Source organism: Kribbella sp. NPDC048915 (assembly GCF_040649595.1).
Classification (GTDB): domain Bacteria; phylum Actinomycetota; class Actinomycetes; order Propionibacteriales; family Kribbellaceae; genus Kribbella.
Genome location: NZ_JBEZFT010000003.1, coordinates 91355 through 112588, shown reverse-complemented (window position 1 = coordinate 112588; position 21234 = coordinate 91355). Strand labels below are relative to the sequence as shown.

The 21234-nt window shown below is 70.2% G+C and carries 22 protein-coding genes; 11 read left to right on the top strand and 11 right to left on the bottom strand.

Annotated elements, in window-relative coordinates; translation table 11 throughout:
• Positions 1 to 6: 6 nt before the first annotated feature.
• The 6 genes from AB0B82_RS02850 to AB0B82_RS02825 form a co-directional block, all read right to left on the bottom strand.
• On the bottom strand, positions 7 to 1317 hold the full coding sequence (locus AB0B82_RS02850) for a hypothetical protein (RefSeq protein WP_360161778.1): 1311 nt from the start codon (positions 1315 to 1317) through the stop codon (positions 7 to 9).
• Positions 1314 to 3086, bottom strand: a complete 1773-nt coding sequence (locus tag AB0B82_RS02845) for an ABC transporter permease subunit (protein ID WP_360161776.1) — start codon at positions 3084 to 3086, stop codon at positions 1314 to 1316. Before AB0B82_RS02845 ends, AB0B82_RS02850 begins: the two co-directional genes overlap by 4 nt.
• Positions 3086 to 4357 carry an ABC transporter substrate-binding protein gene (locus AB0B82_RS02840; RefSeq protein WP_360161774.1) on the bottom strand — a complete coding sequence of 424 codons (1272 nt, stop codon included), beginning with the start codon at positions 4355 to 4357 and terminating at the stop codon, positions 3086 to 3088. Before AB0B82_RS02840 ends, AB0B82_RS02845 begins: the two co-directional genes overlap by 1 nt.
• Complete coding sequence (locus tag AB0B82_RS02835; protein WP_360161772.1) at positions 4347 to 4898, bottom strand: hypothetical protein; 552 nt, start codon at positions 4896 to 4898, stop codon at positions 4347 to 4349. Before AB0B82_RS02835 ends, AB0B82_RS02840 begins: the two co-directional genes overlap by 11 nt.
• A gap of 99 nt (positions 4899 to 4997) precedes the next feature.
• Complete coding sequence (locus AB0B82_RS02830; RefSeq protein WP_360161770.1) at positions 4998 to 5693, bottom strand: class I SAM-dependent methyltransferase; 696 nt, start codon at positions 5691 to 5693, stop codon at positions 4998 to 5000.
• Positions 5694 to 5697: 4 nt separating this feature from the next.
• Positions 5698 to 6906: an MFS transporter gene (locus tag AB0B82_RS02825; protein ID WP_360161768.1), complete on the bottom strand. Its 1209-nt coding sequence runs from the start codon at positions 6904 to 6906 to the stop codon at positions 5698 to 5700.
• 137 nt (positions 6907 to 7043) lie between these two features.
• Between AB0B82_RS02825 and AB0B82_RS02820 the strand changes: the two genes are divergently transcribed.
• Together AB0B82_RS02820 and AB0B82_RS02815 are read left to right on the top strand one after the other, a co-directional pair.
• The gene (locus AB0B82_RS02820; protein WP_360161766.1) at positions 7044 to 8471 is read left to right on the top strand and encodes a family 20 glycosylhydrolase; all 1428 of its coding nucleotides are present in this window, start codon (positions 7044 to 7046) and stop codon (positions 8469 to 8471) included.
• Positions 8472 to 8549: 78 nt separating this feature from the next.
• Complete coding sequence (locus AB0B82_RS02815; protein ID WP_360161764.1) at positions 8550 to 9980, top strand: wax ester/triacylglycerol synthase family O-acyltransferase; 1431 nt, start codon at positions 8550 to 8552, stop codon at positions 9978 to 9980.
• A 3-nt stretch (positions 9981 to 9983) separates the two neighbouring features.
• Here AB0B82_RS02815 and AB0B82_RS02810 read toward each other — a convergent pair whose 3' ends face one another.
• Together AB0B82_RS02810 and AB0B82_RS02805 are read right to left on the bottom strand one after the other, a co-directional pair.
• A complete protein-coding gene (locus tag AB0B82_RS02810) occupies positions 9984 to 10616 on the bottom strand; it encodes a VOC family protein (RefSeq protein WP_360161762.1) in 633 nt (210 codons plus the stop codon).
• Between the two features lie 66 nt (positions 10617 to 10682).
• Complete coding sequence (locus AB0B82_RS02805; RefSeq protein WP_360161760.1) at positions 10683 to 11423, bottom strand: hypothetical protein; 741 nt, start codon at positions 11421 to 11423, stop codon at positions 10683 to 10685.
• Between the two features lie 89 nt (positions 11424 to 11512).
• Here AB0B82_RS02805 and AB0B82_RS02800 point away from each other — a divergent pair, with 89 nt between their 5' ends.
• The 5 genes from AB0B82_RS02800 to AB0B82_RS02780 all read left to right on the top strand — a co-directional run bounded on the left by AB0B82_RS02800 (position 11513) and on the right by AB0B82_RS02780 (position 15514).
• The gene (locus tag AB0B82_RS02800; RefSeq protein WP_360161758.1) at positions 11513 to 12445 is read left to right on the top strand and encodes a Ppx/GppA phosphatase family protein; all 933 of its coding nucleotides are present in this window, start codon (positions 11513 to 11515) and stop codon (positions 12443 to 12445) included.
• Between the two features lie 4 nt (positions 12446 to 12449).
• A complete protein-coding gene (locus tag AB0B82_RS02795; protein ID WP_360161756.1) occupies positions 12450 to 13304 on the top strand; it encodes a sugar phosphate isomerase/epimerase family protein in 855 nt (284 codons plus the stop codon).
• Entirely contained in the window at positions 13301 to 13891 is a 591-nt protein-coding gene (locus AB0B82_RS02790) for a TetR family transcriptional regulator (RefSeq protein ID WP_360161754.1), read from the top strand. The genes AB0B82_RS02795 and AB0B82_RS02790 overlap by 4 nt, the downstream gene beginning before the upstream one ends.
• A 166-nt stretch (positions 13892 to 14057) precedes the next feature.
• Positions 14058 to 14780: an ABC transporter ATP-binding protein gene (locus AB0B82_RS02785; protein WP_360161752.1), complete on the top strand. Its 723-nt coding sequence runs from the start codon at positions 14058 to 14060 to the stop codon at positions 14778 to 14780.
• Complete coding sequence (locus AB0B82_RS02780; protein ID WP_360161750.1) at positions 14777 to 15514, top strand: ABC transporter permease; 738 nt, start codon at positions 14777 to 14779, stop codon at positions 15512 to 15514. The genes AB0B82_RS02785 and AB0B82_RS02780 overlap by 4 nt, the downstream gene beginning before the upstream one ends.
• Positions 15515 to 15524: 10 nt before the next feature.
• Here the strand turns inward: AB0B82_RS02780 and AB0B82_RS02775 are convergent, their stop codons facing one another.
• Positions 15525 to 15782 carry a hypothetical protein gene (locus AB0B82_RS02775; RefSeq protein WP_360161748.1) on the bottom strand — a complete coding sequence of 86 codons (258 nt, stop codon included), beginning with the start codon at positions 15780 to 15782 and terminating at the stop codon, positions 15525 to 15527.
• A gap of 138 nt (positions 15783 to 15920) precedes the next feature.
• Here AB0B82_RS02775 and AB0B82_RS02770 point away from each other — a divergent pair, with 138 nt between their 5' ends.
• From AB0B82_RS02770 to AB0B82_RS02755, 4 genes are all read left to right on the top strand, one after another.
• Positions 15921 to 16850: a proline dehydrogenase family protein gene (locus AB0B82_RS02770; RefSeq protein ID WP_360161746.1), complete on the top strand. Its 930-nt coding sequence runs from the start codon at positions 15921 to 15923 to the stop codon at positions 16848 to 16850.
• Positions 16851 to 16878: 28 nt separating this feature from the next.
• Entirely contained in the window at positions 16879 to 17682 is an 804-nt protein-coding gene (proC, locus tag AB0B82_RS02765; protein WP_360161744.1) for a pyrroline-5-carboxylate reductase, read from the top strand.
• Positions 17683 to 17754: 72 nt separating this feature from the next.
• Positions 17755 to 18369, top strand: a complete 615-nt coding sequence (locus AB0B82_RS02760) for a hypothetical protein (protein WP_360161742.1) — start codon at positions 17755 to 17757, stop codon at positions 18367 to 18369.
• A gap of 141 nt (positions 18370 to 18510) precedes the next feature.
• The gene (locus AB0B82_RS02755) at positions 18511 to 19413 is read left to right on the top strand and encodes a TIGR03560 family F420-dependent LLM class oxidoreductase (RefSeq protein WP_360161740.1); all 903 of its coding nucleotides are present in this window, start codon (positions 18511 to 18513) and stop codon (positions 19411 to 19413) included.
• Here AB0B82_RS02755 and AB0B82_RS02750 read toward each other — a convergent pair.
• Together AB0B82_RS02750 and trpS are read right to left on the bottom strand one after the other, a co-directional pair.
• Complete coding sequence (locus AB0B82_RS02750) at positions 19399 to 20157, bottom strand: endonuclease/exonuclease/phosphatase family protein (RefSeq protein ID WP_360161738.1); 759 nt, start codon at positions 20155 to 20157, stop codon at positions 19399 to 19401. The genes AB0B82_RS02755 and AB0B82_RS02750 overlap by 15 nt on opposite strands.
• Positions 20154 to 21122: a tryptophan--tRNA ligase gene (gene trpS / locus AB0B82_RS02745; RefSeq protein ID WP_360161736.1), complete on the bottom strand. Its 969-nt coding sequence runs from the start codon at positions 21120 to 21122 to the stop codon at positions 20154 to 20156. The genes AB0B82_RS02750 and trpS overlap by 4 nt, the downstream gene beginning before the upstream one ends.
• Positions 21123 to 21234 lie beyond the last annotated feature (112 nt).

Below are 21234 nucleotides of genomic sequence, written 5' to 3'. Positions count from 1 at the left end.
GTCAACCTATTTCAGCCCACCGACAAATCGCCGCAAGGCCTGTTCACCGCGCCAGAAGGTGCGTTTCAGCCAGGTGGCCGGCCGCCGGTGCGGTGGATCCTCGGCGACGGCCGGGAGCTCCGCGGTGCGGCGGGCCGCATCGAGGTACGTGGTCAGGATCTCGCTGTCGGTGGCCCGCAGCAGGGCGCTCTGTTCGAGCAGTTCCAGGGCGCGATCGAGGGAGCCGGTGACGACGGCCGCGGAGCCGAGGTGCTGCAGGCAGCGCGCGTGGCCCTCGCGTTCGTCGATCTCGGCGTACAGGTGGGCCGCGTGTTCCCAGCGGCTGAGGGCCTCGTGGGTGTTGCGGAGCATCCACGCGGCGACGCCCATCAGTTCGAAGGCGTGGGCCTGTCCGCTGACGTCGCCGGCCGCGGTCGCGCGCGCCACCGCGGTCCGCAGCTGTTCGAGCGCACCGTCGGCGTCGTGCTGGTACAGCTGAACGGCCGCCAGGTTGATCCCGATCGCCACGTCGGCCGCGAGGTCCGGCCCGGGCCGGGTGAGGCGCGCGTCGTCCAGCCGATCCCGCGCGTTGAGCAGCGCCTCGTCGCGGTCGTTCCCGGCCGGTGCCTGGTCGGCGCGGGCCAGGTGCACCAGGGCGCGTTCGACCTGGCGGCGCATTTTCAGCGCGGCCGCCGTACGGCCCCGGGTCGCGATGTTGGTGGAGATCCCCAGCCGGGTGCTGGCCGCCTCCAGGTCGCCGAGCATGCGGTACGCCGTTGCGGCGCGGGCCGCTGCCAGCTCGGCGAGGGCGCGATGACCACCGCCTTCGGCCGCGACGCTGAGGAGTTCGCTCAGGTGCAGCAGTGCATCGGCGTCGCGCTGCCGGACGTACCAGGTCTCGAGGGCGTCGCAGATCCGGGCGAAGTCCTCGACCGCCGGCGCACTCTGCGGTTTCTCGGTCGCGAGCAGCTCGCAGAGCCAGTCCTCGTTGAGAGTGAACCATTCGGCCGCGGCCATCCCACCGGCGTCGGAACCGAGCGCGATCGTCCACTGCTCCGCGTCCTCGGCGGCGGCGTGCAACGCAGAGGCGGCCTGGAGCTTGCGCCGGCGCGCACGCCGCGTCCGCGAACGCACGCGCAGGAAGGAGAAGAGCACGAGCAGCGCGGTCACCGAGTATCCGACCCACTGCACGATGCCGCGCTGATTGAAGCTCTGATTGAGGAGCTGCGACGTCAGGTCGGTCAGCAGACCGGACGCGACCGCGCCGATGGCCAGGGAGAACTCTTGGGTCCGTGACGGCTCGTCCGGCTCGTCCGGCTTCTTCTGCACCTCGCTCATGGCCGGCTCCCGGTCGTCAGCCCACGGACAACGGTCCGCCAGAACGACAGCAGCAGCACGACGGGTACCACTGACGCGACCACTGCAGCAGCAGCGACTGGTCCACTCGACGTGGAGAACTGCCGCGCCTCTCCCCACAGCACCAGCGACAACGGCGTCGTCCCCGGACCGCTGATCAGGAACCCGACGATGAAGTCGTTCCACACCAGCACGAACTCCAGCACTGCAACGGCAATCAGCGCAGGGCGGTACGTGCGCTGCACAGTCGCAAGTACGGCGCTCTGGCGCACCGGCCCTTGCAGCGCCTCGGAAACCAGTGCAGGTGGCGCCGACGCGAATGCTGACCGCAACAGCAGGACGGCGAACGGCAGACCGGCGGCCGCGTGAACGAGCGCCAGTGCGACACGGGACCCGGCGAGGCCGGCTGCGTCGATGGCGTCCCGCAGCGGAGCGGCGTACATCTGCACCGGCGTGACGGCCAGGACCACGAACACGCCCATCGCGATCCGCCCCACGCGCGTCGGCAGCCCGCCCCACGCGACCAGATAGGCCGTCGGTACGGCGATGACGAGCAGTACTGCGGTCGCCGCGGTCGCAATGATCAGCGTGGACAGCAACGCGCGGAACAGCCCGACGTTCGCGGCGGCGGCGAAGGACGAGAACCCCAGTCCGGACAGCGACCACCAGCCACGGACGCCGGCCTCGCGCGGGGAGTGCAGCGCGGTGGCGACGAGGACGACGGCCGGGAAGATCCACACCAGCGCGACAGTCAGTCCGATCAGCCAGCCGAACCGCCGTCCACGCCGTCGCGGCCGCGGCCGGTCCGGAGGCGGATCCGGCCGTACGACGGTCACGGGCATCGCCCAGCGTCGCCGGCGCAGTCCGCGCACACCGATCAGCCCGACGGCCGCGACGATCGCGAACAGTACGACGCCGAGCGCCGCCGTACGCCCCGCGTCGCCGCCGGTGGTGGTGGCCCGCCACCAGTTCAGCCCGAGGACGTCGGCGGACTGCTGCATGGACCCAGGTACGACGATCAGCACCAGGTCGAACACCCGCACCGCAGCGATCACCAGCGTCAACGTGACCACGCCGGTGATCGGACGGAGCAGTGGAATCTCCAACGCCAGCAGGCGTCGCCAGCCCCGAACACCTTCGGCAGTGAGTGCCCGCGACACGTCGTCCGGGATGGCGTCGAGGCCTGCGCGGAAGAGCGAGACGACGTACCCGAGCCACGTCCAGCCGAACGCGGACACCAGCACCAGCCAGAACAGGCCGGGCCCGAGCCACACCGGGCTGGTGCCGAAGAGCCGCGTCCAGACGGCGGTGACTGTCCCGCGCTCCGGCGTCGGGTCGAACATCAGCCGGAACGTCGCGCCGGAGACCAGCACCGAGACCGCGAACGGGATGACCAGCGCGGGCTGCAGAAACGTCGTCACGGCGGGCAGGCGATAACTCAACAGGGCAAGGAAGAATCCGAACCCGACGATGCCGAAGGCAACCAGTACCCACAGCAGACTGTTGCCCACCGCATGCAACGCGGACGGATCGCCCATCACCGCGAAGTTGCCGAACCCGAAGCCGCCGTCGGTCCGGAACGCGGCCACCACTGTGCTGCCGATCGGGATCAGCAGCAGGCAGCTCAGCAACAACGCGGGCAGGCCCAGCAAGTACGGTCCGGCCGGGCGGCGTGGCCGGCCCTGCACCGGACGGCCGGTGATCTCCCGGCCGACGACCTCGAGCGACAGGCCGTTGGTCTGCAGGCCCATCAGTTCTCCTCCACTGTCCGCAACGCCGCCATCGCCTTGCCCACGGCGGCTTCCACCACGTCGTCGACGGTGTCGGGCGCGAAGTCCCCCGGGCGGCCGACGGCGATCAGGAAATCGGTCAGCACCCGCCACAGCCCGTTGATGCCACCCAGCCCGCCGAGCCGGTCGGACAGGTCGAACTGCAGTTGGTCGCCGGGGTTCGTGAGCTGCTCGGCGAGCCGGGTGAGCTCGGGGGAGTACCCCGTCGTCCGGCCGTCGACCAGGAAGCCGCCGACCTTGATCCACGGGTCCGGGGCAGCCGGCATGGACAGCCGGCGGACCAGGTCGCGCGCGTCGTCCGTGGCCGGCTTCGGCAGCACCATCACGTCGCCGCCGACCACCACAGGTGCCGCAACGCCCGACGTCATCGGCGGGAAGGTGAACAGTCCGATGTCGAACGGGTCGGCGGCGAACGAACGAACCACCGGCTCCGCGAAATCTGAGGCGAGCACCATGGCGGCCTTGCGGTGCCCGAACACCTCCACCAGTGCATCCGGGAACTGCTGCACGAGTGATGCCTTCACGCCACCCGCCAGCACACCCGGGGCGGACCACATCGCGCCCAGCAACCGCAGTGCGGCGGCGAACTCTGGGTACTGCGAAGGGCGCGGGTGGGTTGCTGTCGCGAGGTCGGCGTACACCTTCGGCGCAGTGCCCAGCAGGACGTTCTCGAGGAAGTCGGTCAGCACCCAGCCGTCACCCGCGGCCAGTGACAGCGGCGTGATCCCGGCTCGGGTCAGCGTCTGGTTCAGCGTCAGCCATTCGCTCCACAGCCGGGGCGGGCGGACGCCGGCCTGCCGGAACACCGACGGCCGGTACCAGACCGCGGACTTGTGCGCCGACTTGAACGGCACGCCGTACGTCGTCCCGTCGTGGACCAGGAGGTCCTTCCAGAGCGGCGTACGGCGCTGGGACGCGATGTCCGACGGCATCGGCTCCAGGTCGTCGAGATGCCTCGGGACCAGACCTGGCTGGGGCAGCATCACGATGTCCGGGCGGCGTGGCGAGCGAGCGCCGAACGCGGTGGAGATGTCGTCGCCGAGCGGCACGACCTCGATCGGGTACTCCAACGACCCCAGGTGGTCCAGGACCTGGTGAAACGCGCGAAGCTCCTCGCCGCTCCAACTCACCGCCACCCGGACCGCGCGGCGCAGGCCCAGCACATCGCTCGAACACCCGGCGAGGACCAGCGTCGCCGTGGTCGCGAGGAACGCTCTGCGGCTACTCCGCATCGTCGAATCCCGCAGTACGGTCCGCGCTGGTCGTGATCAGCAGCAGAGCGGCGGAGGCGAGGTCGGGGTTCGGGCGCAGCGACAGCAACGATCCCCACGTGGGTAGGCCGTTCGCGTCCTCCAGCACGATCGCCCGCGGATACGCACCGAGCGCACGGGCCACGCCGGCCAGCCGGCGACGGCCCGGGGTGATCTCGTGCGGGTAGCGATCCAGGACGTCCTCCAGACCGCAGCCGATCGCCTTGACCAGACCGGCCTCCCGAGCGGCCTGCTTGGTGGCCGGCTGCGCGCTGCGATGGCCGTGCATCACGTTGCCGAGCACCGTCAGGTGCGGGAGCAGCCCGCCTTCCGCGGGCACCAGCCGCACCGGCCCGCCGGCCAGGACCATCGCTCCGGAGGGTGGATCGTCCAGCCCGGCCGCGATGTCGGCGAGCCTGCGCCGGTCCGCAGCGTGGGGTACGACCACAGCACGCTGCTCACCGACGTCCACCTGCAGACGCCCGGGCAGACCCGGTACGCCGTCGAGCAGCAGTCCGCACATCCCTGGTTGGCGCCTCCCCAGAAAGCCCCGTCGTGTAGGTCGTGTGATTCGTCAACCCTATGAGTGCGGGAGGTTCGTGCGCAGGCGACCGAGTGTCGTTCAGAAGGTCCGGCTCCAGAGGTTGATCGCGTAGTCCACCTCGACGCCGGTGTGCGACGCGAGGATCCGCCGCGCGTCCGCCGGCGTGAACTCGATCCGCACCACCGCCTCGAGGTCCGCCCGGGTCTCGAACCGCCAGCCCATGTCGAGCGGTGTTCGCTGCCAGCCGCGGTCGGTCCAGAACCGCTCGACCTCGTCGGCCTTGATCTTCGGGTACGACGTACTGAACCAGTGGCCGAACGTCGAGCGCGTGCCGTCGTTGTCGATCACGAACGCCGTCCCGCCGCGGCGCATGACCCGATCCAGCTCGGCCAGTCCGGGTTCGCAACCCGGGCCGAAGAAGTACGCCCACCGCGCGTGCATCACGTCGATCGACGCATCCGGCACCGGCAGCCGTTGCGCCACGCCCTGCCGTACCTCGACGTTCGGCAAAGCCCGGGTCCGCCGGCGAGCGGCCTCCGCGAGACCGCCGTGGGGCTCGACGCCGATCACCCGTGCCGCGGTGGCCGCGAACATCGGCAGGTAGTAGCCGGTGCCGCAGCCGATGTCGAGCACGGTCGCGCCGGCCCAGTCGCGGATCGCCCGCATCGCCGGCTCGATCACGCCGTTCGGGTCGACCGCGCGGTTCTCGATCTCGTACACCTGCGGGTGGTGCCAGATGTTCGGACTCGGGATCCCGCCTTGCGCAACGCTCACACCGTCAGACCCTAGCCACTTCCTGCCGCGTGGTTGCCGCGAGTACGGCGGCCGGGACAAGCAGGAAGCCGCACAGTACGGCCAGCCAATGGAAACCGAGGTACGCCAGCACCGGACCGGCGGCTGTGCCCGAAAGGGAAGCCAGGACACCCATCGTCAGGTCCGACAGGCCCTGGGCCGAGGTACGGATGCGGTCCGGGACCGATCGGGTGAGCAGCGCGGATCCCGCGACCAGACAGGCGGACCACCCCAGTCCCAGGGTGAACAGCGCCAGTCCGGTCAGCGCATGCGCCTCGTCGGGTGCGACAGCGGCCAGCGTCATCGCAACGGCCAGGATCGCCAGGCCGATGCCGATCGTCGGGATCCGGCCGAACCGGTCGGCCAGCCATCCGGTCAGCGGCGACAGCGCATACATCCCCGCGACGTGGCCGCTGATGACGAAGCCGACGATGGTCAGCGAGGCACCGTGGTGCCGCAGGTGCACCGCCGTCATCGACATCACGCCGACCATCACGGCGTGCGCGGTCGCGATCGCCAGTAGCCCGAGCCGCGCGTGCGGGATCCGGATCACCTCGCGGAACGTCTCCGCCAACGGCTGGCGCTCCACCTTGGCCGGCCTGACCTGACTGCGCATCCCGACCCAGACCGTCGCCGAACTGAGGCCGAACGCGATGACCGAGAAGACGTAGGGCCCGGCCAGCGCCAGGATGCCGAGCGACATCCCGACCGAGCCGCCGACACCGGTCAGGTTCGGTCCGACGATCACGCCGATCGTGGTGGCCCAGACGACGACAGCCAGCGACCGGGCGACCCGGCTCGGGTCGGCCGCGTCGGTCGCGGCGTACCGGGACTGCAGGTTCGAGGCGGATCCACTGCCGAACAGACAGCCTGCGAGCAGGAGCAGGGCGAGTGACCCGACCTGTGCAGCGACGATTGTCAGCACCGCGCCGGCGCAGGCGATCGCGTAGCCCACGGACAGCGACACCCGACGGCCACGCGACCGCGCCAGACCTGCCAGCGGTACGGCGAGCGCCGCGGCACCCAGCGTGGTCGACGTGGCGACCAGACCGGCCATCGACGTCGAACCGGACACGTTCTCGGCGAGGAGTGCCGCGACGGCGAAACCGCTGGCGGTCGCGACGCCGCCCAGCGCGTTGCTCGCGACCAGGACCCGCAGGGTCGTCCGCTGCTGCTCGCTCGTCACGGCCGTCACGGGCAAACCTTCTCATGAACCTGACAACGACAACAGGTCGATTGTTAGTGCTCGGCTCTTTTCGGTTCTGCGCAGTTCCGGACGCCGATAGGATCGGCCATCAACCCGTAGGTTGTGCCATCAGGTCTGGAGTCCGGATGCCCGACATCGCGATCGTCCCTGCCCCGCGAGAACTCACCGTCGCCGACGGCGGGTGGCTCACCGCCGACCCGCTCGGCGAAGCCGTCCGGGACGTGGTCGAGAACCTCGACCCGGCCGAGTACCGGATCGAGATCAGCACCGACGGCGCCCGGCTGACGGCCGGCTCCGAGGACGCGCTGCGGCACGCGGAGACGACGTACGCCCAGCTCGTCGAGGCCGCGGAACCCACCGGCTCCGACGGTGCGGTCGCCGTACCGCTGGCGCGGATCGCGGACGCACCGCGGTTCGCCTGGCGCGGCATGATGCTCGACGTCGCACGGCACTTCATGCCGAAGGACTTCGTGCTGCGGATCATCGACGTGCTCGCCCTGCACCGGCTGAACGTGCTGCACTTCCACCTCACCGACGACCAGGGCTGGCGGGTCGAGATCGAGGCGTACCCGCGACTCACCGAGGTCGGCGCGTGGCGGGCCGAAACCATGGTCGGCCGGATGTCGCACGGTCAGACGGACTTCGAGTACGACGGCACGCGGCACGGCGGGTTCTACACCAAGGACGAGCTGCGCGAGATCGTCGCCTACGCCGCCGAGCGAGGCATCACGGTCGTCCCCGAGATCGATCTGCCCGGGCACATGCAGGCCGCGATCGCGGCGTACCCGGAGCTGGGCAACCACCCGGACCGGCAGCTCACCGTCCGGCAGTACTGGGGCATCAGCGAGGACGTGCTGAACGTCAGCGACGCGACCGTCGAGTTCGTGAAGACCGTGCTGCGCGAGGTGCTGGAGATCTTCCCCTCGCAGTACGTCCACCTCGGTGGCGACGAATGCCCGTCGGTGCAATGGGCCGAGTCCGAGGCAGCGCAGAAGCGGCAGGCCGAGCTCGGGCTGGACGAGCCCGGGCAGCTGCAGGGCTGGTTCACCGCGCAGGTCGCGGAGGTGCTAGCCGAGCAGGGCCGCCGACTGGTCGGCTGGGACGAGATGGTCGAGACCGACTGCCCGAAGGACGCGGTCATCATGGCGTGGCGGAGCGCCCAGCGCGGCGAGGTCGCGGCGAAGGCGGGGCACCAGGTCGTGATGGCGCCGTGCGAGTCGGTCTACTTCGACTACTACCAGGGCGATCCGGCGACCGAACCACTGGCGATCGGCGGCCACATCCCGCTGGAGAAGGTCTACGACTTCGAGGTGATCCCGCCGGCGCTGTCCGCGGCCGAGCAGGAGCTGATCATCGGCACCCAGTGCCAGATCTGGACCGAGTACATGGAGGGCCCGGAGCAGGTCGGCTACATGCTGCTGCCACGCCTGTCCGCCTTCGCCGAACGCGCCTGGGGGTCCCCGAAGGTCTCGTACGACGAATTCCTCGGCCGCCTCCGCCCGCACCTGGCCCGGATCGAGCGCCTGGGCGTCAACTACCGCCCGCTCGACTGAATCGCACCCGCCTGTCGCGTCGCCACTCATCCGGAGCGGATGTGGACGCGGCGGCCGCGGTGTGCCGAGGATGGGGGCGTGACTGCGGTAGGGCCGTTGGATGCGATGTTCCTCGCGGGGGAGACCCGCGAGCAGCCGATGCACGTCGGCGGGTTGATGTTGTTCGAGCTGCCGGAGGGCGCCGGACTGGAGCACGTGTTCCCGGAGACGTCGCGCGACTTCGTGGCCGGGTTGTACGACGAGATCGTGGCCGCGAAGCAGGTGCACCCGTTGTTCACGCGGCGGGTGCGGAACCGGCTCGCGGACTTCGGCTACTGGTCGTGGGAGCCGGACGACGACGTCGACCTGGAGTACCACGTCCGGCTGTCCGCGCTGCCGCGCCCGGGGCGGTACCGCGAACTGTTCGAGCTGACCAGCCTGCTGCACGGAACACTGCTGGACCGGCATCGCCCGCTGTGGGAGCTGTATCTCATCGACGGCGTCGAGGGCCGCCGGTTCGCGGTCTACAGCAAGATCCATCACGCGTTGATCGACGGTGTCACCGCGTTGCGCTGGATGCAGGACATGCTGACCACCGACCCGGACCGCACGGACATGCCGGCGCCGTTCGCACTGGGGACCGAGGAGGACAAGTCGCCGCGCGGACCCGGCGGGGTGCCGACCGTGGTGGAGCTGCTCGCGTCGGCCGGCCGGCTGCCCGGGCGCGCGACGCAGACGATCGGCGGCGCCCGGCGGATGCTGGCCGAGCTGGCGATGTTCACGCCGGGCGGGGTGAAGGACGCGGTGCAGGCGACGCTGCCGTTCCAGGCGCCGCGGACGATCTTCAACCAGCCGGTGTCCGGTGCGCGACGGTTCGCGGCCCAGTCGTGGCCGATCGAACGGCTGGAGAACGTCCGGGTGGCGACCGGCGGGACGCTCAACGACGTCCTGCTCGGGATGTGTTCAGGGGCCCTGCGCAACTATCTGCTGGAGCTCGACGCGCTGCCGGGCAAGGCGCTGACCGCGATGGTTCCGGTCTCGCTGCGGACCACGCCGGACGCACCGGGCGGCGGCAACGCGCTGTCCACGCTGATCGCCGACCTGGCCACCGACGAGGCCGACCCCGAACGCCGGATCCGCCGGATCATGGCCTCGACGGCGCACGGCAAGCAGGTGCTGTCCGGGCTCAGCCCGCTGCAGAACCTGATCGTCGGCACACTCGGCTTCGGCGTCGCCGGCCCGGCCGCGATCCTGCCCGGAGTGGCCGGCCGGACGAACCCGCCGTACAACCTGGTCATCTCGAACGTTCCCGGGCCGACCGAGAGCCCGCTGTACTGGAACCGGTCGCGGCTGCTCGGGATGTACCCGGCCAGCATCGTGCTGAACGGGCAGGCGCTGAACATCAGCGTCACCAGCTACGCCGGCGAACTGCATTTCGGCCTGGTCGGCTGCCGCCGTACCGTCCCGCATCTGCAACGGCTGCTCGGCCACCTGGAAACGGCGCTGGTGGACCTCGAAAAGCTGCAGTGAGGGTCAGATCCGCACGGGGCCGTTCGGCGTGCCGAACGTGGCCGCGACCAGCCCGGGCTGACCGTTCGGCCCGGCCCAGGTGACGTCGAGGTCGTCGAGGAGATGGTCGGCCGGGTGCCCGATCCAGTCGGTGACCCGGCGCGGGTCGCCGGCGATCTCCAGGCCGGTGAGCTGGATGTCCTTGCCGCCGATCGATGGGTGCTCGGACAGGTCGTCCCAGTGCACGAAGAACGGCAGTTGCGGGTCGGCCATCAGGCCCTTCACACCGATCTGCCGCCAGGTCAGGTTCACCCCGTCCGGCCGGTGCCGGTTGCCGGGCACCGCCTGCCGCCCGAGGCGCTGCTCCATCGCCGCCATGTCACGGACCGCGACCACCCAGCCGAGCCAGCCGCCGCCGAGCTCCTTGCGGGCGCGGACCGCCTGCCCGAACGGCGCCTTGTCCGACGCGGGGTGGTCGAGGACGTCGACGACCTCGATGTACCGATCGTTCTCCAGCGGGAGGATGTGGTTCACGGTGCCGAACCGTGGATGCACGCCGCCGTCCACGAACTCGGCCCCGAGCAGCGTCGACAGCCGCTCGAGCGTGGCCGCGCAGCCGTCGGGCCCGCACGCATACGACAAATGATCCAGACGCATGCCAGTCATTGTTGCCCCTCGAACCGACAGCCGACACACCCCCGGTGTGTCGGAACGGTCCCAGGCCTACTTGGAAGCGGGATGCGGGAGGATCGGGCGCGCGGCCTCGAGGTGCTGACGGCACAGGTCGGCGAGCACGTCGTACGCCTTGACGCCCATCAGCGTCTGCAGTTCGACCTTGCTGGACTCGAACACCGGCTCGACGCCGATGTGTGCCTCGGTGTTGCCGGTGCAGTACCAGTCGAGGTCGTGGCCGCCCGGTCCCCAGCCACGCCGGTCGTACTCACCGATGCCGACCTCGGTGTACGTCGTCCCGTCCGGCCGCTCGACCTCGCGGAAGGTCCGCCGGATCGGCAGCTGCCAGCACACGTCCGGCTTGGTCTCGACGAAGTGGATGCCGCGCTTGAGCGCCAGCCCGTGCAGCGCGCAGCCGGCGCCGCCGGCGAAGCCGGGGCGGTTCAGGAAGATGCAGGCGCCGTCGAAGACCCGGGTCTTGCGCTCCCCGTCCTCGTCGGTCTCCACCCAGCCGTTGGTCCGGCCCTCCTTGCGGAACTGCCAGTCCTCCTTGCCGAGCTCCTTGACGTACTTCTTCACCCGCTTCTCGTCGTCGGCGTCGGAGAAATGCGCCCCGAGGGTGCAGCAGCCGTCGTTCGGACGGCCCTTGTAGATCCCCTGGCACCCACCGCCGAAGATGCAGCTCCAGTTGGAGGTCAGCCAGGTCACGTCGCAGCGGAAGACCTGGTCGGGGTCGTCGGGGTCGGTGAATTCGACCCAGGCACGGGGGAAGTCGAGAGAAACCTCAGGCACCCTGAAAGCGTACGCGCCGGATCCCCGCATCCGTGAATGCGCGGGGGAGCAGCGGCGCTCCTGCTGCCGTTGTCCAGTAGCGTGAGGGTATGCGGCTCGGCGTACTCGACGTGGGATCCAACACCGTTCACCTGCTCGTGGTGGACGCGCACCGCGGTGCCGCGCCACTGCCGGCGTACTCGCACAAGACCGAGCTGCGGCTAGCCGAGCACCTGGACAAGGACGGCAAGATCGCGCCGTCCGGTGTCGAGGGGCTGATCGCGTTCACCAAGGAAGCGACCGAGCTGGCCGAGGACAAGGGCTGCGAGTCACTGCTCGCGTTCGCCACCTCCGCACTGCGCGAGGCGCCGAACGGCGAGAAGGTGCTGGGCAAGGTCCGCGACGAGACCGGGGTCGACCTCGAGGTGCTGACCGGCGTGGACGAGGCGCGACTGACGTTCCTCGCCGTCCGCCGGTGGTTCGGCTGGTCGTCCGGGCGGCTGGCGGTGTTCGACATCGGCGGCGGCTCGCTGGAGATCGCGGCTGGGTCCGACGAGCTGCCGACGGTGGCGGAGTCCGTGCAGCTGGGTGCGGGGCGACTGACCCGCGAGGGGCTGACCACAGACCCGCCGGACAAGGACGAGGTCCGGGCGTTGCGCCGCCGGATCCGGCTGGAGCTGGCCGCGGTGGCCGGCCCGATACTGCGCGCCGGGCGGCCGCAGCGGGCGGTCGCGACCAGCAAGACGTTCCGCTCGCTGGCCCGGATCGCCGGTGCCGCGCCGTCCGCCGAGGGGCCGTACGTACCGCGGACACTCGAGCGTGACGACCTGAGCGCCTGGATCCCGAAGCTGACCACGATGGCGGCCGCCGAACGCGCCGAGCTGCCCGGGGTCTCGCCGGGGCGCGCAGCGCAGCTGACCGCGGGCGCGTTGGTCGCCGACGCGGTGATGGACCTCTTCGACCTGCCCGCACTCGAGATCTGCCCGTGGGCGCTCCGTGAAGGCGTCATCCTGTCCCGGCTCGACCAGCTGCAACCCCGGTGAGCGAATGAACCCCCGTACGACCGCGAAGATCGGCCTGTCCACCGCCTCCGTCTACCCCGAGTCCACCGCCAGCGGCTTCGAGCTGGCCGCCCGGCTCGGGTACGACGGGGTCGAGGTGATGGTCGGGATCGACCCGTTGAGCACCCAGATCGACGCGGTCCAGCGGCTGGTCGACTATCACCAGCTGCCGGTGCTTGCGATCCACGCACCGTGCCTGCTGATCACGCAGCGCGTCTGGGGAACCGACCCGTGGGGCAAGCTCGAGCGCAGCGCCGAGGCGGCCAAGGACCTCGGCGCGGACGTGGTCGTGGTGCATCCGCCGTTCCGCTGGCAGCGCGAGTACGCGCGCGGGTTCGTCGAAGGCATCGCCCGCCTGGAGGCCGAGACCGGCGTGATCTTCGCCGTCGAGAACATGTACCCGTGGCGCGCCCCGGGCAAGGGACTGCAGGCGTACGCGCCGAGCTGGGACCCGACCGAGCAGACCTATGCGCACACCACGCTCGACCTGTCGCACGCGTCCACCGCCGAGCAGGACTGCGTCGAGCTGGCCGCAACGATGGGCAGCAGCCTCACGCACGTCCACCTGACCGACGGCACCGGGTCCGCCAAGGACGAGCATCTGGTACCGGGCCGCGGCACGCAGCGCGCCGCCGATCTGCTGACCGGCCTGGCGAAACAGGACTTCCGCGGGCACATCGTGATCGAGATCAACACCCGCCGCGCGACCAGCCGCTCCGAGCGCGAGGTCGACCTGGTCGAATCGCTCGAGTTCACCCGCAAGCACTTCGTGAAGACCGGTTCCCGCCGGACCTCGTTCGCGGTAACGCCCGAAGGCGAGATCTCGGAGCTGACTCCGTGACGGTGGACCGCCGTACGCCGGGACGCCGCCCAGGGGGACCGGACACCCGGGGCGAGATCCTTCGCGCGGCCCGGGAATCCTTTGCGGAAAAGGGATTCGCGGCCACCTCGCTGCGAGCCGTCGCACGCCGGGCCGGTGTCGACGCGGCCCTGGTGCACCACTACTTCGACGGCAAGGACGAGCTGTTCATCGAGGCGATGGCGATCCCGGTCGACCCGCGCCGGATCGCCGCGCAGATCGTCGCCGGGCCGGCCGACGAGATCGGGCGCCGGATCGCCACGGTCTTCCTCGGCGTCTGGGAGTCGCCGGACGGGCAGCAGCGGATGAAGGCGCTGTTCCGCAGCATGATGAGCAGCGACGAGGTGGCCCGGATGATGCGCGAGGGCATCACCCAGATGATCATTCAGCCGGTCTCGCAGGTGCTCGACGTCCCGGACGCAGAGCTCCGGGTCGGACTGGTCGCCACCCAGCTCGTCGGTGCCGCCGTCGTGCGGTACCTGGTCGGTCTCGAGCCGGTCGCCTCCGCCGACGTCGAGACCCTGATCGACCGGCTCGCCCCGGTTCTCCAGCAGCATCTGACCGGTTGATGGAGTGCCGTCGTCTGAGTTGTGTGTCAGGTCGACAGGTAGTGCGCGGGGCGACGCCGTCCGCACGAGCCCGATCACGCTCAGGTGCCCTACCCGGTCGACGACACCTCCTGTCGACCTGACACGCCCTGTTGCCGGGCGCTGCGGTCTGCGCTAAATTCACCACATGGTGAAAAACGCGGTGAGCTGCCGGGACGTCGTCGTGGTGCGCGGCGACCGGGAGGTGCTGCACGGCGTCGGGTTCGACCTGCGCGCCGGGACCGTGACCGGGCTGCTCGGGCCGTCCGGCTGCGGCAAGACGACGCTGATCCGCGCGATCGTCGGCCTGCAGGCGCGGGTCACCGGCGAGATCTCGGTGCTCGGGCTGCCGGCCGGTGCGCCGAAGCTGCGCGGGCGGATCGGCTACGTGACGCAGGAGCCGAGTGTGTACGGCGACCTGACCGTCGCCGAGAACCTGCGCTTCTTCGCGGGCGTGCTCGGAGTGCCGTTGTCGGACGTCGACCGGGTCGTGGCAGCGGTCGATCTCGGCTCGCACGCGGACGCCCGGGTCGACCAGCTGTCCGGCGGGCAGCGGTCCCGGGCCTCGCTGGCGGCTGCGCTGCTGGGCGGTCCCGACCTGTTGGTGTTGGACGAGCCAACGGTCGGTCTGGATCCGGTGCTGCGCCGCGACCTGTGGAAGCTCTTCCACGAGCTCGCCGACGCCGGCGCGACATTGCTGGTCTCGAGTCACGTCATGGACGAGGCGTCGCGGTGCGACCGGCTGCTGCTGATGCGCGACGGCGAACTGCTCGCCGACGACACCCCGGGAGACCTGCTCGCGTCGGCCGGCACGAGTGACATCGAGCAGGCGTTCCTTACCTTGATCGAGCGGAAGGCCGGTGCCCGATGACTCCCCGCGTGACCTTCGCCGTTGCTGCCCGGGTGCTGGCGCAGTTGCGCCGGGACCACCGGACGGTCGCGATGCTGATCGTGCTGCCGGCCGCGCTGGTCAGCCTGATGTGGTGGATGTTCCACGATTCGCCGATGGTCTTCGACCGGATCGGCGGTCCGCTGCTCGCGGTGTTCCCGTCGATCATCATGTTCGTGGTGACGTCGGTCGCGACGCTGCGCGAGCGCTCGAGCGGCACGTTGTCCCGGCTGTTCACGATGCCGATGGGCAAGCTTGACTTCCTGCTCGGGTATGCGCTCGCCTTCGCGCTGATCGCGGTCGTCCAAGCGGTGGTGGTGGTCTCGATCGCCCTGTATTTGCTGGATCTCGACGTCCAGGGTGCCGCCTGGCAGCTCGGTGTCGTCGCGGTGCTCGACGGTGTGCTCGGTACGGCGCTGGGCCTGTTCGCGAGCGCTTTCGCCGGCACCGAGTTCCAGGCGGTGCAGATGATGCCGGCCGTGATGATTCCGCAGCTCCTGCTCTGCGGTCTGCTCGTTCCGCGTGCGCAGCTGCCGACGGTGCTGCACGCGATCAGCGACGTGCTGCCGCTGTCGTACGCCGTGGACGCGGTCATCGGTGTTGCGCAAGGCGACGGTTTCATGTCGGGTGTGGGTGCCGACGCCCTGGTTGTGTTGGCTTTCATCCTCGCCGCACTCGCCCTGGGCGCCGCCACCCTCAAACGCCGTACTGCCTGACCGCTGGCGCCTACTCGAGCACTCGGACGACCTTGTTGTCCTTGTCGTAGGCCACGACCTGCAGGTCTTTCGCCCTGGCGGTGGTCGGTGATGTCAGCCATTGGTAGGCGAACCAGCCGTCGGTGACCGGGACGTCGGTGCCCACCGATCCCATCTGCAGGTGCACGCGGGTCGCCGTACTCGCGACGCGTCCCCAGGCGCGGAGCTCCCAGCACATCAGTGTTCCGCACTTCGCACCGCTGAGGTTCCTGCAGGTGTAGAAGTCCACGCGCTGCGACCTCGTCCTGTTCGGCGTGCCCGGTCGTGCTGGTGTGGTCCCGGCCACACGATTAGGGAGCGCCAGGTTCAGGCGCGTAGCCTGCATTCACCACTGGCACATGGGTGGGTTGATGAGGAGGAACACGTAGTGCTTCGGCGAGTCCTGCTGGGCATGTCCCGCAGCCCCCAGATCAAGAAGGCCGTGTCGTCGCTGCCGGTGTCGAGCGGCATCGTCGCCCGGTTCGTCGCCGGTGAGACCGCTCCGGAGGCCGTGCTGGCCACCGAGAAGCTGGTCAGCAACGGGCTGCACGTCACGCTCGACCATCTCGGCGAGGACGTCACCGACCGGGCCGCCGCGCAGGCGACCGCGGACGCGTACCTGGACCTGCTCAAGCGGCTGTCCGCCGCCGGGCTGACCACGCACGCCGAGGTGTCGGTGAAGCTGTCCGCGGTCGGCCAGGCGCTGCCGGGCGACGGCGAGAAGATCGCCCTGGAGAACGCCCGGACCATCTGCCTGGCCGCCCGCAACGCCGGGACGACGGTGACGCTGGACATGGAGGACCACACCACCACCGACTCCACGCTGGGGATCCTCCGCGAGCTGCGCCAGGACTTCCCGGAGACGGGCGCGGTCCTGCAGGCGTACCTGCGCCGTACCGAGGCCGACTGCCGCGACCTCGCGTACTCCGGATCCCGCGTCCGGCTCTGCAAGGGCGCGTACAAGGAGCCCGAGTCGGTCGCGTACCAGGACAAGCGCCAGGTCGACAAGGCGTACGTGCGCGCGATGAAGATCCTGATGAACGGCGACGGCTACCCGATGATCGCTTCGCACGACCCGCGGCTGATCGCGATCGCCGGCGCGCTGGCCGACCGTGCGCAGCGTAAGCCGGGCAGCTACGAGTACCAGATGCTGTACGGCATTCGCCCCGAGGAGCAGCTCCGGCTGGCCGGCCTCGGGCACACGGTCCGCGTGTACATCCCGTACGGCGCGGACTGGTACGGCTACCTGGTCCGGCGGCTGGCCGAGCGCCCCGCGAACCTGCAGTTCTTCGCCCGCTCCTTGATCAGCAAGAAGTAGCCGCCGCCCGGGCCGCTAACCTGAACTCATGACTGCGAAGGTGGCCGTTCTGGGGGCCGGAGTGATGGGGGAGACGTTGCTGTCCGGGCTGATTCGGGCCGGCCGGCGACCGGAGGATCTCCTGATCACCGAGCGCCGCGAGGAGCGCGCCGCCGAACTGCGCGAGCGGTACGGCGTCGACGTGGTGACCAATGTGGAGGCCGCGAAGCGGGCCGAGACGCTGGTCCTCGTGGTGAAGCCGCAGGACATGTCCGACCTGCTCGGCGAGATCGCCCCGGCGGTGCAGCCGAGCCAGACCGTGATCTCGCTCGCGGCGGGGATCACCACCACCTTCGTCGAGTCGCGGCTGCCTGAAGGCGTCGCGGTCGTTCGCGTCATGCCGAACACGCCGGCGCTGGTCGACGAGGGCATGGCCGCGATCTCCCGCGGTGCGCACTGCGACGAGCGCCACCTCGAGCTGGCCGAGAGCCTGCTCGCCGCGACCGGCCGCGTGGTCCGGGTACCGGAGAAGCAGCAGGACGCGGTCACCGCGATCTCGGGTTCCGGTCCGGCGTACCTGTTCTTCGTCGTCGAGGCGATGATCGAGGCCGGCGTCCACATGGGCCTGCCGCGCGGTACGGCGACCGACCTTGTGGTCCAGACCGTGGTCGGATCGGCGAAGCTGCTGCGCGAGACCGGTGAGCACCCGACGGTGCTGCGAGAGCGCGTCACGTCCCCGGGCGGGACGACGGCCGCCGCGGTCCGCGAGCTGGAGGACCATAAGGTGCGGGCCGCGTTCCTGTCCGCGATTGAGGCCGCCCGGAACCGTTCGCGCGCACTGGCCGCCGAGTAACACCTGTCGCCCGGGTGGCGTTATGGTTGGGCGCCGAGGTTTCCTGCCATGTTCGAGGGATTGAGTCCGCCCATGGGTAATGGTTCGGTCGAGCCGGCAACCACGTCCGCCGCACCGTCCGCGCCTGCTGCACCTGCCGCACCTGATGCGGTGTCAGCGGCCCGGGACGAGAGCGTTCCGCCGCTGCCGTGGCGGGTGCCGCTGGACCCGGCGCCCTGGTGGGCCTGGGCGCTGTTCGTACTGCCGTTCGTCCTCGTCCCGGCGCTGAACTCCTGGTTGTGGATGGGCGCCCGCGACATGCTCGCGGTCGCGCTGCTGACGATCATCGGCGCGTCGGTGGTCCGGGTCGCGGGCGGCGTCGTCCTGTACCGCGTCGTGCTGTACCCAAGCGGTCTGAAGGCGCGCACCAGCATGCTGATCCGCAGCCTGGCCTGGCAGGACGTCGGCAAGATCGAGGTCGGCGACGACAACGTCGTGCTCACCCGCGGCCCCGACGAGCACGAGATCAACGGTATTCCCGCCGACCGCACCGCCGAGGTCGCCGCGGTCATGGAGGCCCTGCGCGAACGCTCGCTCACCACCGGAGTCCGCCGGCACCGCCCCCGCCCCGGCATCGGCACCCTGCTCGTCCTCCTCTACCTCACCCTGTCCTTCGGCGCCTTCCTCCTCCGCTGGCACATCATCTGACCGCCCACGGGCCCTCGCCGGTGACGCGGTCGACGGTCGCGTTCGTCAGTACCGCCTCGGATGGGCCGATCCGGTTGCTCACAGAGTGGGCAGAAGAGCACGGCGAGGCCGTCCTGGCCGCGCAGGAGGCAGGATGACCGCATGGACTTTTCTTTGTGGCCCGCGGCCTCCCGGACCTGGCAATCGGTGCTCGACGGGGCCGAATATGCGGAGCGGACCGGGTGGCACGGTGTCTGGATCGCCGATCACTTCATGCAGAACGGGGACGACCTGACGGTCCCGGTGAACGAGGCACTCGCGCTCGTCGCCGGCATCGTCGCGCGGACCGAGCGGGTGCGGGTCGGCACCATGGTGCTCGGGAACACCTACCGGCACCCGGCCGTGGTCGCCAACGCGGCCGCGACGATCGATCAGATGTCCGGCGGCCGGTTCGTGCTTGGGATCGGGGCCGGCTGGCAGGTCAACGAGCACGAGGCGTACGGCATCGAGCTGCCGCCGATCGGCCCGCGCCTGAAGCGGTTCGAGGAGGCCTGCCAGGTGATCAAGGGCCTGCTCACCCAGGAGCGGACCACCTTCGACGGCACCTACTACCAGCTCAGCGGCGCGCCGTCCGAGCCGAAGCCGGCCAACCTGCCGATCCTGATCGGCGCCGCCGGCGAGAAGGTTGCCCTCGGCATCGTTGCGAGGTACGCCGACGAGTGGAACCACTGGGGCCGCCCGGACCTGGCCGCGCAGAAGGGCGCGGTGTTCGCCGACCACTGCGCGAAGATCGGCCGGGACCCGAAGTCGGTCCGGCGGTCCGCGCAGACGTTCCTGCAGATCGTCGAGCCCGGTGACAGCGAGGCGCTGGCCCGCAAGGAGCAGCTGGAAGGCCGCGGCGCACACGTGGTCATGGGCTCGGCGCCGGAGGTGCTCGACGTCGTCGCGCGGTACCCGGCCGCGGGCATCGACGAACTGCTCGTCCCGGACGCCTTCCTCGGCGAGGGAAACCAGCGCTTCGACGCGCTCGAACGACTGCGCGAAGAGGTGCTAGCGAAGCTCTAGGGACGCGACGACCGGCCAGTGGTCGCTGGGTACGCGACCGTCCGGGCGGAAGTGCGAGACGGCCGCATCGGTCACGGTCCACTCCTGGGTGATGAGGATGTGGTCGATGCGGTCGTCGTCGATCGCGCCGGTGAAGTCGTGCCAACTGCCGCCCGCAGACGCCGGAACCGCCTGCTGCAGACCGGCTTCCACCAGTGTCTTCACCGGCGGGGAGTCGGGGGTCGCGTTCAGGTCGCCCATCACGATCCACGGCACCGAGCCGGCGATCCAGCGGGTGATCAGCCGCGACGACTGCAACTGCGCGACCTCGCCCGCGTGGTCGTAGTGCGTGTTGACGACACCGATCGTCGTACCGTTGCGGTGCCGCAGCCAGACCAGCGTCGCGATCCGGGTCAGGTGCGCGTCCCAGCCGATCGAACCCGGCGTGTTCGGGTCGTCGGACAGCCAGCGGGTCTCGTGCCGCTCGATCCGCCAGTCGCCGGGCCGGACCAGCAGCGGCGAGTGCTCGCCGGCGCTCATCCCGTCGTCCCGGCCGGCGCCGACGATCTCGTACTTCGGGAACCGCCAGCGCAGGTACTCGAGCTGGTCGGGCAGCACCTCCTGCAGCCCGACCACGTCCGCGTCCAGGTGCTCGATCGCCGCCACCGTCGCCTTCCGCCGAACCGGCCAGGCGTTGTCGCCGTCGGGTGCCGACGAGTTTCGGATGTTGAACGAGGCAATGCGGATTCCCGGGCGGGTGGTCATGGAGTAGATCCTGCCAAACCCATCGCCCGGCTCGCAGCCCGGAGCCGCGGAGTGGACGCCTCGAGGGCCCGGTCGCGGCCCTGGGCGAGCAGGTGGTCGACCGCGCCCGGGTCGGTGGTCAGCCGCGCGTACTCCTTCTGCAGCGGCTCGATGACCGCCAGCACGGCGTCCGCGACGTCCTGCTTGAGCGCGCCGTACGACGAATAGGACTTGGCCAGCTCGACCGGGTCGCCGTCGGTGCAGGCGGCCAGGATGTCGAGCAGGTTCGTGACGCCCGGCTTGGTCCGTTCGTCGTGGCGGACCTCGTTCTCGGAGTCGGTGACCGCGCGCATGATCTGCCGGCGGATCACGTCCGGCGGGTCGAGCAGCCGGATCGTCCCGATTGCGTCGTCGGGCGCGGACTTGCTCATCTTCGCGGTCGGGTTGGCCAGGTCCTTCACCCGCGTCGCCAGCGCCGCCTTGTTCAGGTGCGGTACGACGAACGTCTCGCCGTACTCGCGGTTGAACCGGATCGCGATGTCGCGAGCGAGTTCGACGTGCTGATCCTGGTCACCGCCGACCGGGACCCGCTCCGCGCCGTACAGCAGGATGTCGGCGGCCATCAGGCACGGGTAGGTGAACAGCGAGGCCCGCGTCATCGGGCGGCCCCGACCCTTCTCCTTGTACTGGATCATCCGGGACAGCTCGCCGACGTACGACGTGCACTCCAGCAGGTACGCGAGCTGGGCGTGCGTGGGGACGTCGGACTGGACGAAGACCGTCCCCTCGGGGACGGCGGCCGCGAGCATCAGCGTGGCGAACTCACGGGTCAGCGCGGCGAGTCTTCGCGGGTCGTGTTTGGTCGTCATCGCGTGCAGGTTCGCGACGAAGTAGAACCCGTCGGGGTCGGTGAACCGGCGCAGCGCGCCGAGGTGATTGCCGAGCGTCAGCCGGCCGGACGGGGTGATGCCGGAAAGCGAGGTCATGATCGTGCCCTTTCGGTGTGCGGAGGCCCCACCGAGGGCAAACAAAGAGGCCGCCTCGGCGAGGCGGCCTCGTGGATGCGTGTGAACACGCGGGGATGGACCGCCCTAGGCG

What these genes read in the sequence shown, in the direction of transcription:
- AB0B82_RS02850 (WP_360161778.1), bottom strand. Translation starts at nt 1,317, where the DNA reads ATGAGCGAGGTGCAGAAGAAGCCGGACGAGCCGGACGAGCCGTCACGG.
- AB0B82_RS02845 (WP_360161776.1), bottom strand. Translation starts at nt 3,086, where the DNA reads ATGGGCCTGCAGACCAACGGCCTGTCGCTCGAGGTCGTCGGCCGGGAG.
- AB0B82_RS02840 (WP_360161774.1), bottom strand. Translation starts at nt 4,357, where the DNA reads ATGCGGAGTAGCCGCAGAGCGTTCCTCGCGACCACGGCGACGCTGGTC.
- AB0B82_RS02835 (WP_360161772.1), bottom strand. Translation starts at nt 4,898, where the DNA reads ATGTGCGGACTGCTGCTCGACGGCGTACCGGGTCTGCCCGGGCGTCTG.
- AB0B82_RS02820 (WP_360161766.1), top strand. Translation starts at nt 7,044, where the DNA reads ATGCCCGACATCGCGATCGTCCCTGCCCCGCGAGAACTCACCGTCGCC.
- AB0B82_RS02810 (WP_360161762.1), bottom strand. Translation starts at nt 10,616, where the DNA reads ATGCGTCTGGATCATTTGTCGTATGCGTGCGGGCCCGACGGCTGCGCG.
- AB0B82_RS02800 (WP_360161758.1), top strand. Translation starts at nt 11,513, where the DNA reads ATGCGGCTCGGCGTACTCGACGTGGGATCCAACACCGTTCACCTGCTC.
- AB0B82_RS02795 (WP_360161756.1), top strand. Translation starts at nt 12,450, where the DNA reads ATGAACCCCCGTACGACCGCGAAGATCGGCCTGTCCACCGCCTCCGTC.
- AB0B82_RS02785 (WP_360161752.1), top strand. Translation starts at nt 14,058, where the DNA reads ATGGTGAAAAACGCGGTGAGCTGCCGGGACGTCGTCGTGGTGCGCGGC.
- AB0B82_RS02780 (WP_360161750.1), top strand. Translation starts at nt 14,777, where the DNA reads ATGACTCCCCGCGTGACCTTCGCCGTTGCTGCCCGGGTGCTGGCGCAG.
- proC (WP_360161744.1), top strand. Translation starts at nt 16,879, where the DNA reads ATGACTGCGAAGGTGGCCGTTCTGGGGGCCGGAGTGATGGGGGAGACG.
- AB0B82_RS02760 (WP_360161742.1), top strand. Translation starts at nt 17,755, where the DNA reads ATGGGTAATGGTTCGGTCGAGCCGGCAACCACGTCCGCCGCACCGTCC.
- AB0B82_RS02755 (WP_360161740.1), top strand. Translation starts at nt 18,511, where the DNA reads ATGGACTTTTCTTTGTGGCCCGCGGCCTCCCGGACCTGGCAATCGGTG.
- AB0B82_RS02750 (WP_360161738.1), bottom strand. Translation starts at nt 20,157, where the DNA reads ATGACCACCCGCCCGGGAATCCGCATTGCCTCGTTCAACATCCGAAAC.
- trpS (WP_360161736.1), bottom strand. Translation starts at nt 21,122, where the DNA reads ATGACCTCGCTTTCCGGCATCACCCCGTCCGGCCGGCTGACGCTCGGC.